This window comes from Corynebacterium comes, assembly GCF_009734405.1.
GTDB classification, from domain to species: Bacteria; Actinomycetota; Actinomycetes; order Mycobacteriales; family Mycobacteriaceae; genus Corynebacterium; species Corynebacterium comes.
Genome location: NZ_CP046453.1, coordinates 1,705,217 through 1,717,060, shown reverse-complemented (window position 1 = coordinate 1,717,060; position 11,844 = coordinate 1,705,217). Strand labels below are relative to the sequence as shown.

Annotated in this window: 14 protein-coding genes; 9 read left to right on the top strand and 5 right to left on the bottom strand. The window is 68.9% G+C overall.

Annotated features, from left to right (window positions below):
- Window position 1 precedes the first annotated feature (1 nt).
- From thiS to CETAM_RS08275, 3 genes are read right to left on the bottom strand one after another with little or no spacing between them, the layout of a single operon-like run.
- Window positions 2–202 carry a sulfur carrier protein ThiS gene (thiS, locus tag CETAM_RS08285; protein ID WP_156228419.1) on the bottom strand — a complete coding sequence of 67 codons (201 nt, stop codon included), beginning with the start codon at window positions 200–202 and terminating at the stop codon, window positions 2–4.
- Complete coding sequence (thiO, locus tag CETAM_RS08280) at window positions 202–1,260, bottom strand: glycine oxidase ThiO (RefSeq protein WP_156228418.1); 1,059 nt, start codon at window positions 1,258–1,260, stop codon at window positions 202–204. The genes thiS and thiO overlap by 1 nt, the downstream gene beginning before the upstream one ends.
- Window positions 1,257–1,907: a thiamine phosphate synthase gene (locus tag CETAM_RS08275; protein WP_156228417.1), complete on the bottom strand. Its 651-nt coding sequence runs from the start codon at window positions 1,905–1,907 to the stop codon at window positions 1,257–1,259. Before CETAM_RS08275 ends, thiO begins: the two co-directional genes overlap by 4 nt.
- A 282-nt stretch (window positions 1,908–2,189) precedes the next feature.
- Here CETAM_RS08275 and rplS point away from each other — a divergent pair, with 282 nt between their 5' ends.
- Entirely contained in the window at window positions 2,190–2,531 is a 342-nt protein-coding gene (rplS, locus tag CETAM_RS08270; RefSeq protein ID WP_156228416.1) for a 50S ribosomal protein L19, read from the top strand.
- Window positions 2,532–2,651: 120 nt separating this feature from the next.
- On the opposite strand, the gene CETAM_RS08265 is transcribed toward rplS, so the two are convergent.
- Window positions 2,652–4,391 carry an ABC transporter ATP-binding protein gene (locus CETAM_RS08265; protein WP_231587408.1) on the bottom strand — a complete coding sequence of 580 codons (1,740 nt, stop codon included), beginning with the start codon at window positions 4,389–4,391 and terminating at the stop codon, window positions 2,652–2,654.
- 45 nt (window positions 4,392–4,436) lie between these two features.
- Here CETAM_RS08265 and lepB point away from each other — a divergent pair, with 45 nt between their 5' ends.
- The 7 genes from lepB (at window position 4,437) to CETAM_RS08230 (ending at window position 10,136) form a co-directional block, all read left to right on the top strand.
- On the top strand, window positions 4,437–5,153 hold the full coding sequence (lepB, locus tag CETAM_RS08260) for a signal peptidase I (protein ID WP_231587405.1): 717 nt from the start codon (window positions 4,437–4,439) through the stop codon (window positions 5,151–5,153).
- Window positions 5,153–5,791 carry a ribonuclease HII gene (locus tag CETAM_RS08255; protein ID WP_156228414.1) on the top strand — a complete coding sequence of 213 codons (639 nt, stop codon included), beginning with the start codon at window positions 5,153–5,155 and terminating at the stop codon, window positions 5,789–5,791. Before lepB ends, CETAM_RS08255 begins: the two co-directional genes overlap by 1 nt.
- Window positions 5,781–6,086 (top strand): DUF2469 domain-containing protein, encoded by a 306-nt coding sequence (locus CETAM_RS08250; protein ID WP_042621676.1) that lies wholly within the window; start codon window positions 5,781–5,783, stop codon window positions 6,084–6,086. The genes CETAM_RS08255 and CETAM_RS08250 overlap by 11 nt, the downstream gene beginning before the upstream one ends.
- 157 nt (window positions 6,087–6,243) lie before the next feature.
- Entirely contained in the window at window positions 6,244–6,618 is a 375-nt protein-coding gene (locus CETAM_RS08245) for a YraN family protein (protein ID WP_231587404.1), read from the top strand.
- On the top strand, window positions 6,605–8,080 hold the full coding sequence (locus CETAM_RS08240; RefSeq protein ID WP_156228413.1) for a YifB family Mg chelatase-like AAA ATPase: 1,476 nt from the start codon (window positions 6,605–6,607) through the stop codon (window positions 8,078–8,080). The genes CETAM_RS08245 and CETAM_RS08240 overlap by 14 nt, the downstream gene beginning before the upstream one ends.
- Window positions 8,077–9,240: a DNA-processing protein DprA gene (gene dprA, locus CETAM_RS08235; protein WP_156228412.1), complete on the top strand. Its 1,164-nt coding sequence runs from the start codon at window positions 8,077–8,079 to the stop codon at window positions 9,238–9,240. Before CETAM_RS08240 ends, dprA begins: the two co-directional genes overlap by 4 nt.
- Before the next feature lie 11 nt (window positions 9,241–9,251).
- Window positions 9,252–10,136: a tyrosine recombinase XerC gene (locus CETAM_RS08230; RefSeq protein ID WP_156228411.1), complete on the top strand. Its 885-nt coding sequence runs from the start codon at window positions 9,252–9,254 to the stop codon at window positions 10,134–10,136.
- A gap of 5 nt (window positions 10,137–10,141) precedes the next feature.
- Here CETAM_RS08230 and CETAM_RS08225 read toward each other — a convergent pair whose 3' ends face one another.
- On the bottom strand, window positions 10,142–10,612 hold the full coding sequence (locus CETAM_RS08225) for a M23 family metallopeptidase (RefSeq protein ID WP_156228410.1): 471 nt from the start codon (window positions 10,610–10,612) through the stop codon (window positions 10,142–10,144).
- Between the two features lie 307 nt (window positions 10,613–10,919).
- Here CETAM_RS08225 and rpsB point away from each other — a divergent pair, with 307 nt between their 5' ends.
- Window positions 10,920–11,825: a 30S ribosomal protein S2 gene (gene rpsB / locus CETAM_RS08220; RefSeq protein WP_156228409.1), complete on the top strand. Its 906-nt coding sequence runs from the start codon at window positions 10,920–10,922 to the stop codon at window positions 11,823–11,825.
- Window positions 11,826–11,844: the final 19 nt, after the last annotated feature.

Genomic DNA, 11,844 nt, shown 5'->3' with positions numbered 1-11,844 from the left:
GTCAGCCTCCCTGGACTGCGGTGAGAATGTCGACGGACTGGCCTTCGACGAGTGCGAGGTCCCACTGCGAGCGGGGCACGACGTCGCCGTCGACGGCGACGGCCACTCCGGCGTCCGGAATCCGGCCGAGGGTCTCCTCCAGCAGTCCGACGAGGGTGGTGGCGTCGGTGGCCACGGGCTGGTTGTTCACGGTGAGGTTCATCAGAACTCCTGGTGTCGGTGGGGATCGCAGGCTGCGAGGTCAATTCCGGGATCACGGCCCTCCACGAGGGCCAGCGTCGCGTCCGCGGCCAGCGCGGTGAGGAGGATCCCGTGGCGGAAGTACCCCGTCGAGATGATGAGGTTCCCGCTCACCCTCCCAAGGTAGGGGAGATCGTCCGGGGTGCCGGGGCGGGCGCCGGTGGTGGCCTCGAGGAAGTCGCACTCCTCGACGCCGGGGACGAGGCGTATGGCGTCGCCCAGCAGGTCGTGGATCGCGCTGGTGCGAGGCACGGGGCGGTCGTCCTCCCGGGAGGTGGCGCCGATGGCCAGGGTGCCGTCTGAGCGGGGGATGAGGTAGACGGGGCGGTCCGCCACGAATCCGCGCACCACGCGGGTGATCAACGGCGAGAGGTGATCCGGAACCCCCAGGCGCAGAATGTCGCCGTAGACGGGGCGCAGTTGCAGTCCCTCGTGGAGCGCGGCGGCGCCGAGGCCGTTGGCCAGCACCACCTGTTCGTCCCCTGGCAGCTCAGTCACCTTCTCCCGGACGATGCTCACGCCGAGGTTGGCCAGGGCGTCAAGGAGCGCTGCCGCGAACATGCGCGGGTTGACCTGGTGATCGCCCGGGATGAGCACCGCGCCCGCGAGCTGCGGGCTCAGACTCGGCTCGAGTTTCCGGGCCTGGCGCAGCGGCAGCCTTTCGACGTCCATGCCGTGGGCGGACTGGTAGTCCGACAGCTCCGCCAGGTGCGTCGAATCCGCCCGGTCCGCGGCCACCACGAGGGTGCCCTCGGTGCGGTATCCGGTGGGCAGGTCGGTGTGCTTCTCGACGGCCTGGATTAGCCCCGGGTACAGCTCCGCCGAGCGCTGCATGAGAGGAAACAGTGACTCCTGCCGGTAGACCACCTCCGCCGCCGGGGCGAGCATGCCACCGGCGTGGTGGGTGGCGCCGGAGGCGGGCGCGGGGTCCAGGAGGGTGACCGCGTGGCCCCGGTCCGCCAGACGCAGGGCGGTGGCCAGGCCGATGAGGCCGCCACCGACAACTGAGACGCCGGTCATCGGCGGCCCTGCTCGAAACCACTGATCAGACGCTGTGCGTAGGCGGCCGGGTCGGCGGCGCCCATGAGTCCGCGGACGACGGCCAGCCCGGCGACACCGGTGCCGGCGAGCACGCCCGCGTCATCGGCGGTGACGTCCCCGATGGCGACGACCGGCACCTCCGAGAGCTCCACCAGCGCCCGGTACCCGTCCGCACCCACCGGCTCGCGCCCGGAGTCCTTGGTCGGGGTGGGGCGGAAGGGTCCGACGCCGATGTAGTCGATCACGTCGGCGAACCCGTTGGCGGCCTCGACCAGTGCGCGGGTGCCGGTGGTCAGGCCGATGACGGCGTCGTCGCCGAGCAGTGCCCGCACGTCACGGACGTTGAGGTCGTCCTGGCCGACGTGCACGCCGTGGACCGGGACGCTGCGGCGGCGCAGGGCGAGGGCGACGTCGACGCGGTCGTCGACAAGCACATGGGCGCGGTCGCCGACGGCACGGGCGATCTCCTCCGTGAGCGCGTACAGGTCGCGCGCGGAGATCGGCTTGCTGCGGACCTGCACGGTGCGGGCACCTCCGGCGACGGCCCGACGGGCGACGTCGACGACGTGCTCCCGCGGCCCGGATCCGGTGACCAGGTAACAGCGGAGATCAGGGGTGGGGCGCATGTTCGGCCTCTCTTCCTACGCTGGTGCTAACCAGACAGGTTCTTACGGTCCTCGCGCAGGCGTCAACGCGATCTCAGCCCGATGCCCCGGGCGCCCGTGGGGTCGGGGACAGTGTAGGTGATCGGGGGGCCTCGGCCGATGGTGGGGAGCTGATTTTGCGGCGACCTTCCGACTGTGGGAGAATGTCCAGGTTGTCTGTATCGGATACGAACCGGTCGAGCGCCTCAACAGGGGAGAAGCCGCCAGGGTCCTCTGTCCAGAACGAGAAAAGGAAAATGTCGCATGAACATTCTCGACAAGGTTGATGCCGCGCAGCTGCGCGAAGATGTCCCGGCCTTCCGCCCGGGTGACACCGTCGATGTCCACGTCAAGGTCATCGAGGGTTCCAACGAGCGTATCCAGATCTTCAAGGGCGTCGTCATCCGTCGCCAGAACTCCGGTATCCGCGAGACCTTCACCGTCCGCAAGGTCTCCTTCGGTATCGGCGTTGAGCGTACCTTCCCGGTCCACTCCCCGAACATCGACAAGCTCGAGGTCCTCCGTCGCGGTGACGTCCGTCGCGCGAAGCTCTACTACCTCCGTGAGCTGCGCGGCAAGGCTGCCCGCATCAAGGAGAAGCGCTAACACCCTGCGCTTATGTGACCCCGTTGTCCCGGCTTCGTGCCGGGGCGGCGGGGTTCTCCCATGGGTAGGGTCGTGCACATGATGCTTGCCGACGCCCTGCCGGCGTCGGACCCCGGGCACCTAACCCAGCAGCTGCCGGGACGCCAGGTTCTGATAGAGGGGGCTGGTCGCCAGGAGCTCGGAGTGGGTGCCCGTGGCGGCGACCCGCCCGTTGTCGAGGACGATGATCTGGTCGGCGTCGGTGACCGTGGACAGGCGGTGGGCGACGACGACCAGCGTCCGGCCCTCCGCGGAGGCGTCGACGGCGTCGAGGATGAGCTGCTCGTTCTGCGAGTCGACGGCCGAGGTGGGTTCGTCGAGCAGCAGGATCGGAGTCTCCATGAGCAGCATGCGGGCCAGTGCCAGGCGCTGGCGTTGGCCACCGGACAGAGACAGTCCCCGGTCGCCCAGAATGGTGTCCAGGCCGTCGGTCTCGGCCACCCGCTCCCGCAGATTGACCTGGTCGAGGGCCCACCAGCAGCGCTCGTCGCTGGTGTCCGGCGCGCCCAGGGTCAGATTCTCCCGGACGGTGCCGGCGAGCACGGCCGCCTCCTGCTCGACATAACCCACGACCTTGCGGACGGAGGAGCGCGTCAGCTCTGCCATGTCCTGGTCCCCCAGGAGGATACGTCCTTCCGTCGGGTCGTAGAAGCGTTCGATCAACGCCAGCATGGTGGACTTTCCGGAGCCGGAGGGGCCGACGATGGCGGTCTTCTCGCCGGCGCGGATGTCCACGGAGACGTCGAGAAGCACGGGGTGCGGCTCGGGCGTCTCGCCGGATTCCGTCACCCTCCCTTCATAGGCGAAGGAGACGTTGTCGAAGGAGATGGAGTGGGCGTCCCGGGCGGTGCGGCCGTCGGTCGATTCGGGTTCGATCTCCATGATCTGCCCGATGCGTTCGATGGCACCCATGGCCTGCCGGATGGTGGTCACTGCGGCGAAGATCGAGCCCAGGGGCATGGAGACCATGAAAAGGTAGAGGACGAAGGTCACCAGCTCGGCGACGGTGATGGTGCCGGCGGCGACACGTGCACCACCGATGCCGAGGACCAGCAGGAAACTGCCCTGCATGGCCAGCCCGGCGGCGGGGAAGATGAGGGCGGCGACACGTGCGATGCGGACTCCCTGGAGCCAGGCGAGGTCGGCGTCGGCACGCAGTCCGGCCTCGACCTGATCCTGGGCGCCGGCCGCGCGGATGGTGCGGACGGCGACCAGCGCCCGGTCCATGCCGGCGCCCAGGTCGCCGACCGCCTCCTGCGCCTTCTTCGTGTACCGCTGGATGAGGGTGGAGGTGCTCACCACCGCGAAAAGGGTGACCGCGACGACGCCGAGGACGATGCCGAGCATGAGGACGTCGACGAGCGCCATGAGGACGATCGCGCCGATCATGGTGGCTACGCCGCCGATGGCCTCGACGAGTCCGCCGGTGAAGGCGGAGCGGATGAGCGTGGTGTCGGAGCCGAGCCGGGTGACCAGGTCGCCGGTGCGGTGACGGTCATACGCGGGGACGGGCAGCCGCAGCAGCTGCGCGATGAGCCGGTGGCGGGTGGCCAGGACGGCGGTCTCCGCGGTGCGGGTCAGCAGGTAGGAGCGCAGGGCCGACAGGACGGAGGACACCAGGAGAAGTCCGACGAGCAGCCAGACCAGCCACGCGACCGGCCCCTCACCGATGGTGGAGATGATCCGGTTGATCACCATCGGCTGCGCCAGACTGAGAGCGGAACCCGCCAGTGACATGACTATCGCCAGGGTGAGAACACCCTTGTGGTGGGCGAGCATGTTGAGGAGTGTCCGGAACGGTGAGGCTGTCGACGGGGTCATGGTGCTCAAGTGTACGAGGGTTGCCTGCTGCTATGCTCTGAACTCGTGAGTGACACGGAGAAGAAGACAGCGCCCTGGTACATCGAGATTCCGGTGGTCATCGTGCTGACGCTGCTGGCGATCTTCCTTCTCCAGACCTTCATCGGACGGGTCTACATGATCCCCTCGCAGTCGATGGAACCCACCCTGCACGGCTGCGCCGGCTGCACGGGCGACCGCATCTTCGTGGACAAGATCGGCTACCGCTTCGGCGAGCCGGAGGCGGGTGACGTGGTGGTGTTCAAGGGCACCGACTCGTGGAACCAGGGCTTCGTCTCCCAGCGCTCGGAGAACGACGTCGTCCGCAGCATGCAGAACTTCGGTTCCTACATCGGGCTTGTCGCCCCGGATGAGAATGACCTGGTCAAGCGTATCGTGGCCACCGGTGGGCAGACGGTGTCCTGTCAGGACGGCGACCCGGCGGTAATGGTGGACGATGCGCCGATCGATCAGTCCTACACCCTGGATCCGCCGGCCTACCCCATCGATCCGGAGACCGGTTCCCAGGCCTGTGGCGGGCCCTACTTCGGCCCGCTGACCGTGCCCGAGGACAACTACTTCATGATGGGCGACAACCGCACCAACTCCGCCGACTCCCGCGCGCACATCGGCGATGAGTACCAGGGCACCATCCCGGAGGAGAACATCCGCGGCAAGGTACAGGCCATCATCTTCCCGTTCAACCGCATCGGTGGCGTCGAGGACCCGGCGATTCAGCAGTAGTGCGACCGGAGGAACTGCTCTCCGCCCACGGTCTGGGCCCTGTGGCGGGCGTCGACGAGGCCGGGCGTGGCGCCTGCTGCGGACCGATGACGGTCGCGGCATGCGTTCTCCCCGACGGGGAGCTTCCCGGCCTGGAACGGCTGACCGACTCGAAGAAACTCACCCCCGCACTCCGCGAGAAGCTTTTCCCGCTGATCATCGACGCCGCCGTGTCCTGGTCCGTGGTCACCGTCTCCGCCACGTACATCGACGCCCGCGGGATCCAGCACGCGAACATTTCCGGGATGCGTAGGGCGGTGGCGACGCTCGACGTCCGGCCCGGCTACGTCCTCACCGACGCATGGCGCATCCCCGGCCTGGTGGTCCCGCATCTGCCGGTGATCGGCGGGGACGCCGCCATGCGGTGCATCTCGGCGGCCAGTGTGCTGGCGAAGGTCACCCGTGACCGGCTCATGGTCACGATGGACGGGTACTACCCGGGATACGGGCTGGCCTCGCACAAGGGCTACTCTACGAAGGCCCACATGGCTGCGGTGCGTCAGCACGGCGCGACGCGTGAGCACCGATACACTTATGCCAACGTCGTGAAGGCCCACGACGAATGGCTGAACGCGCAGGAGGCGGATCATGAGTGCTGAGGAACTCGACAACTACGAGGCAGAGGTTGAACTTTCCCTCTACCGCGAGTACCGGGACGTGGTCAGCCAGTTCTCCTATGTCGTGGAGACCGAACGCCGCTTCTACCTGGCCAACGCCGTGGAGCTGATTCCGCACACTGAAGGCCGCGACGTCTACTACGAGGTGCGTATGTCGGACGCCTGGGTATGGGACATGTACCGCTCCGCCCGCTTCGTGCGTTACGTCCGGGTGATCACCTACAAGGACGTCAACATCGAGGAACTGGACAAGCCGGACCTGATCCTGCCGGAGTAGCATTCTGCGCTCCTGTCAAGTGTGAAAGAGCCGCGTCTGTGGATAACCTGGGTTATCCACAGATCGCGGCTCTTCCCGGTTTCCGGTACTGGCGCGCCTGCGCTCCTGCAGTGATGGTGAGAGGGAACAGCACCGTCATCTGATCAGGGGGAACCACATGACCGCATCGATGCACCGTCGCCGTACCAGACTGGGTCGGCTGGGGGAGGAGCGCGTCGCCGAACTCTACCGTCGGCGCGGGGCGGAGATCGTCGACCGCAACGTCTCCTATCCCGTAGGCGAGCTCGACCTCATCGCCCGGGAGAAGGACGGCACGATCGTCTTCATCGAGGTGAAGACCCGCTCGGGCCCCGGTTTCGGGGGAGCGGAGGCCGTGACCGGACGGAAGCTCGCCCGCCTGCGCCGGGCCGCCGCCCGCTGGTTGGCGGGCAGGCCCGGGGTGGCTGTGCGTTTCGACGTCGTCGTGCTCACCGCCGCCGGCCGCGGCTTCGACGTCGAGGTCTACGAGGGGGTCGAGCATGGCGCTCGGTAGAACCCACACCATCGCCCTGGAGGGGGTCAGCGCCCGGATCGTCACCGTCGAGGCGAACGTCGGTCCCGGCCTGCCCGGGATACACATGGTCGGGCTGGGGGACGCGGCCGTCACGGAGTCCCGCGACCGGATCCGGACCGCCGTGGCCAATTCCTCCCTCAGCTGGCCGAAGACGAAGATCGTGGTGTCCATGTCGCCCGCCTCGCTACGCAAGTCCGGTTCCCACTTCGACCTCCCCACCGCCGTCGCGGTGCTCGCCGCCGGGGCCCCGGAGACGCGGGATCGCCTGCTTGAGTCCGTGCTGGTCGGTGAACTCGGACTCGACGGCACCGTCCGTTCCGTTTCCGGGGTACTGCCCGCGCTGCTGGCGGCCCGCCAACACGGCTTCACCCACGCCGTCATCCCGCCCGGGAACGCGGATGAGGCCACGCTCGTGGAGGGGCTGGTCGTCCATACGGCGGCGACGCTGGTCGAGGCCTGGAACTGGGCCACCGGGGCGGCGGGACTGCCCCGGGCAACGGGGTCGGTGCCTGCCCGGTGCCGCAAGGTCCCCGACTTCGCCGACCTGGCCGGACAACCCGAAGCGAGGCTCGCCGCCGAAGTGGCGGCCGCCGGGGGACACCACATGCTGCTGCTCGGCCCGCCCGGATCGGGCAAGTCCATGATCGCCGCCCGGCTCCCGGGCATCCTGCCCCCGCTGACACCTGCCCAGTCGCTGGAGGCCACCGCGGTGCATTCCGTGGCGGGCCGCGGGCAGGTGATGACGCAGGCGCCCTTCATCGACCCGCACCACTCCATCACCCGGGCGGCACTCCTCGGCGGCGGTTCCGGGGTGCCGCGCCCGGGGGCGGTGAGCCTCGCCCATCACGGGGTGCTCTTCCTCGACGAGGTCTCCGAGATACCGGCCGCCATTCTCGACGGTCTGCGTACCCCGCTCGAGGACGGCCACATCCGGCTCATCCGGGCGCGCCGGGAGGTGATATTCCCCGCCCGCCTGCAGCTCATCCTCGCCGCCAACCCGTGCCGGTGCGCGGCGGAGGACCCCGCCCGCTGCCGGTGCCGGTCCCGCGACCGGTCCACCTACCTGGGAAACATCTCCGGGCCGTTGCGCGACCGCCTGGACATCGTCGCCACCACCTCCGCCACGGGTGCCGTCCTGGGCACCGGGGACGATGAACCGTCGAGCCGTATCGCCGAGCGCGTGGCACAGGCCCGCGAGCGCGCGCAGGCGCGGTGGAGAATGACCAACGCGATGATGGATCCCCACGAACTGCGTCGGCATCACCCCGCGGATGAGGCCGGCATGGCGATGCTCGGGGCCCTGCTCTCCGACGGCGGCCTCACCCAACGCGGTGTCGACCGCTCCCTGAAACTCGCCTGGACCCTCGCCGACCTCGACGGCGCCGTCAGTCCCGACCTCGGGCACGTCGCCCGCGCGCTGGACCTGCGGGAGGGAGCATGAGCCTGAAGTCCTGGGCCTACCTCAACCGCGTCGTCGAAGGCCCCAGCCGCCCGCTTCAGCTGCTGCTCGGCGCCGGCCGTGACGCCGAGGAGATCGCCCACGGCGTGCGCACCCGCGCCAGCTGGCTCGGAGAGCTGGAACCCCAGACCGCCGCCCGCCACGGCTGGGACCGTGCCGAACAGGATCTCGCCGAGGCCGCGGCCGTCGGCGCCCGCCTGATCACCCCGGAATCCGGGGAATGGCCCCGGGAGGAGCTCGACCTGGCCTTCGGATTCGCCGCCACGGGACGCAGCGAGCATGTCCGCAGCTACCAGGCGGACGCCGTCCCACCTCATGCCCTGTGGGTCCGGGGCGCCCCGCTCAACCAGGCGGTGGCGCAGTCGGTGGCGGTGGTGGGCACCCGAGCCGCCACCCGCTACGGCCATGAGGCCACCCGCCAGATCGCCACAGGGCTGGCCACCCATCAATGGACCATCGTTTCCGGGGGCGCGCTGGGCGTCGACACGGTGGCACACGAAGCGGCCCTGGCCGCCGGTGGACTCACCCTCGCGGTGGCGGCGTGCGGCATCGACCGGACGTACCCGGCCAGGAACGCCGCACTGCTGGACCGGGTCGCGGGGCAGGGGTGCGTGGTCAGCGAGTATCCCCCGGGCACATCCCCGCAACGTCACCGCTTCCTCACCCGCAACCGGCTCGTCGCGGCGCTGACGGCAGGAACCGTCATCGTCGAGGCCGCCTGGCGCTCGGGTGCACTCAACACCTTGAGCTGGGCGGAGGGGCTCGGCCGGGTGACCATGGCCGTGCCGGGCCCGATCACCTCGGCGGGGTCGCTCGGCTGCCACGAACGGATCAAGGATGGTCGTGCCCAACTGGTCACCGGCGCCGACGACGTCCGTGCCCTCCTGGGTGCCGTCGGCGCCCTCGACATCGCCGAGCAGTATGAGCTGGCGTTCGCCGCAACCCCGGTGCAGTCGCTGACACGCAATGAGCTCCGTGTCTTCGACGCCTGCGCACCGGGTGGGTCCACCGCGCAGGATATTTCGGGGACCGCGGGACTGCCGGTACCGCTCACCGTGCACCTGCTCATGGATCTGGCACGCCGGGGCATCGTCCACCGGGATGGCACCGCCTGGTCGCGAATGGCGGCGCCACAGGGATAGACTTGTGCACCATGAGTGCACATAAGTCCCAGCTGGAGGAGGCGGTCGAGGACTTCGCCGACCACTCCCGGCTGGTTCTGGGCCGTTCTGCGGCGACGGTGCGGGGCTACCGATCCGACCTGCTCGACCTGGCGGCACACGTGCCCACCTTCCGCCACTTCACCCTTCCCGCGCTGCGCGCCTGGCTGGCGCTGGCCGTCTCGGAGGGGAAGTCCCGGGCCACGATCGCACGCCGCACCGCCTCTTTGCGCGGCTTCTCCAGCTGGGCGTTGAAGCAGGGGCACATTGACACGGACGTCGCCGCCCGCCTGGTCACACCGAAGGTGAACCGGCCGCTTCCTCAGGTGCTCAACGTCAGGAAGGCCGGCGAGTTCGTGGGCAATGCCGCCTCCCGGGACGAGACCGAGTTCCTCCGGGACACGGCCATGCTCGAGCTGCTCTACGCCACCGGAGTGCGGGTTGCGGAGCTCACCGGGATCAACGTCAAGGACCTGGACCTGACCCGAAACACGGTTCGTGTGCGGGGCAAGGGCGACAAGGAACGGGTCGTCCCCTTCGGGAGGGCGGCGGCCGACGCCGTGCAGCAGTGGCTGCACAGCGGGCGGCCCACGATGGCAGGGGACACCCCGGCACTGTTCGTCGGCGTCCGCGGCGGGCGGATCGACCCCCGTCAGGTGCGGAGGATCGTCGAGAAGGCGGGCCGGGTCACCGGCCAGCGGATCAGTCCGCACGGGTTGCGACACACCGCGGCGACCCACCTGCTCGAGGGAGGGGCCGACCTCCGTGTCGTGCAGGAGATGCTGGGGCACTCCTCACTGCAGACGACGCAGATCTACACGCACGTCTCCGCGGAACGCCTCAAGGAGGTCTACAGCCGGGCGCATCCCCGGGCCTGAGCGGTTCAGGGGTTGGGTTTGAGGCGGATGGTGGGGGCAGCCAGGAGCGAGAGGGGATTGAGGTAGTCGGACGGGCCGGCGCGGGCGCCCCAGTGGAGTCCCGGCCAGCCGTCGCCCGGATATCCGAGCAGGCCGATCACCTCGCCCCCGGCCACCTCGTCGCCCCCGGCGACCCGGGCGTGGACGGGTTGATAGGTGGTGCGGATGCCGTCCGCATGATCGATGGAGACGGTGGGGGTGCCCGCTACCACGCCGGCGAAGACAACCACTCCCTCCCCGGCGGCGAGCACCGGCGAGCCGACGCCCAGCGCCAGGTCGACCCCGCGGTGTCCGGGCAGCCAGTTGTGTGCCGGTTTGTCGAAGGCACGCAGCACTCCGGTAGCCGCCGGCGCGCCGGTGGTGGGGGAGACGTAGGCCTCGGCGACGGGCGTCACAGTCAGGAGCAGTGAGGCGAGGACTGCCAGGGGTCGGCGCATGCCTGCAGATGCTAGGAGAGGCCGGGGCGGAGGGGGTGTCGGGAAGCGCCGGGCTGTGGATGGTGTGACGGGTGTGGCGGGCCTGTGGAGAAGCCCCGGGTTTCGTTTTGGTGAGCGTGCCGCAGAGGGCTAAGCTGGGCGACAGCAGTGTGTCCTCATACGATGCGCTGACTACGCGCGGCGGGGAAAACCGACGTCGACCTGGTCCCGGGTATCCGGGTGTCGGCGTGGCCACGTCGCTAGGGTGCAGGACAAAAACCTGCACGTCAACACATGAAAACCGAAACTACAAGAAAGCGAGCGTGACATGGCTGTCGTTACCATGCGCGAACTTCTCGATGCTGGTGTGCACTTTGGCCACCAGACCCGTCGTTGGAACCCGAAGATGCGTCGTTTCATCTTCACGGACCGCAACGGTATCTACATCATCGACCTGCAGCAGACCCTGACCTTCATCGACGCAGCGTTCGAGTTCGTCAAGGAGACCGTCGCCCACGGCGGCACCATCATGTTCGTCGGCACCAAGAAGCAGGCCCAGGAGGCCGTGCAGACTGAGGCCGAGCGCGTCGGTATGCCCTACGTCAACCACCGTTGGCTCGGCGGCATGCTCACCAACTTCCAGACTGTCTCCAAGCGTCTGCACCGCCTCAAGGAGCTCCAGGCCATGGACGCCGCCGAGGACGGCTATGAGGGTCGCAACAAGAAGGAAATCCTCATGCTCACCCGCGAGCGCACCAAGCTGGAGCGCGTCCTGGGCGGCATCGCCGAGATGAGCCGCATCCCCTCCGCTCTCTGGGTGATCGACACCAACAAGGAGCACATCGCGGTCAGCGAGGCTCACAAGCTCAACATTCCGGTCGTCGCCATCCTGGACACCAACTGTGATCCGGACGTCGTCGACTGGCCGGTGCCGGGCAACGATGACGCCATCCGCTCCACCGCTCTGCTGTCCCGCGTGATCTCCACCGCGGTGGAGCAGGGCAAGCAGGCTCGCGAGGAGCGCGCTCTGGCCGCTTCCAAGGATGCCGCCGGTGACACCGAGGAGAAGGCCGCGGCTGACGCCGAGAAGGCCGCCGAGGCTGCTGCCGCTGAGGCCACCGAGGCTCCCGCTGCCGAGGCTGCTGAAGCTCCGGCCACCGAGACCACTGAGGCTCCGGCTGCTGAAGCTGCCGAGACCACTGAGGCTCCGGCTGCTGAGAGCACCGAGAACTAAATCAGGCCGAGGCCTGAAC

Bases quoted from the DNA above. Each gene is read 5' to 3' on its own strand.
- CETAM_RS08245 (WP_231587404.1), top strand. From the start codon at position 6,244: ATGACCGCATCGATGCACCGTCGCCGTACCAGACTGGGTCGGCTGGGG.
- CETAM_RS08240 (WP_156228413.1), top strand. From the start codon at position 6,605: ATGGCGCTCGGTAGAACCCACACCATCGCCCTGGAGGGGGTCAGCGCC.
- CETAM_RS08275 (WP_156228417.1), bottom strand. From the start codon at position 1,907: ATGCGCCCCACCCCTGATCTCCGCTGTTACCTGGTCACCGGATCCGGG.
- rpsB (WP_156228409.1), top strand. From the start codon at position 10,920: ATGGCTGTCGTTACCATGCGCGAACTTCTCGATGCTGGTGTGCACTTT.
- CETAM_RS08225 (WP_156228410.1), bottom strand. From the start codon at position 10,612: ATGCGCCGACCCCTGGCAGTCCTCGCCTCACTGCTCCTGACTGTGACG.
- CETAM_RS08265 (WP_231587408.1), bottom strand. From the start codon at position 4,391: ATGACCCCGTCGACAGCCTCACCGTTCCGGACACTCCTCAACATGCTC.
- CETAM_RS08230 (WP_156228411.1), top strand. From the start codon at position 9,252: ATGAGTGCACATAAGTCCCAGCTGGAGGAGGCGGTCGAGGACTTCGCC.
- thiO (WP_156228418.1), bottom strand. From the start codon at position 1,260: ATGACCGGCGTCTCAGTTGTCGGTGGCGGCCTCATCGGCCTGGCCACC.
- dprA (WP_156228412.1), top strand. From the start codon at position 8,077: ATGAGCCTGAAGTCCTGGGCCTACCTCAACCGCGTCGTCGAAGGCCCC.
- CETAM_RS08250 (WP_042621676.1), top strand. From the start codon at position 5,781: ATGAGTGCTGAGGAACTCGACAACTACGAGGCAGAGGTTGAACTTTCC.
- rplS (WP_156228416.1), top strand. From the start codon at position 2,190: ATGAACATTCTCGACAAGGTTGATGCCGCGCAGCTGCGCGAAGATGTC.
- thiS (WP_156228419.1), bottom strand. From the start codon at position 202: ATGAACCTCACCGTGAACAACCAGCCCGTGGCCACCGACGCCACCACC.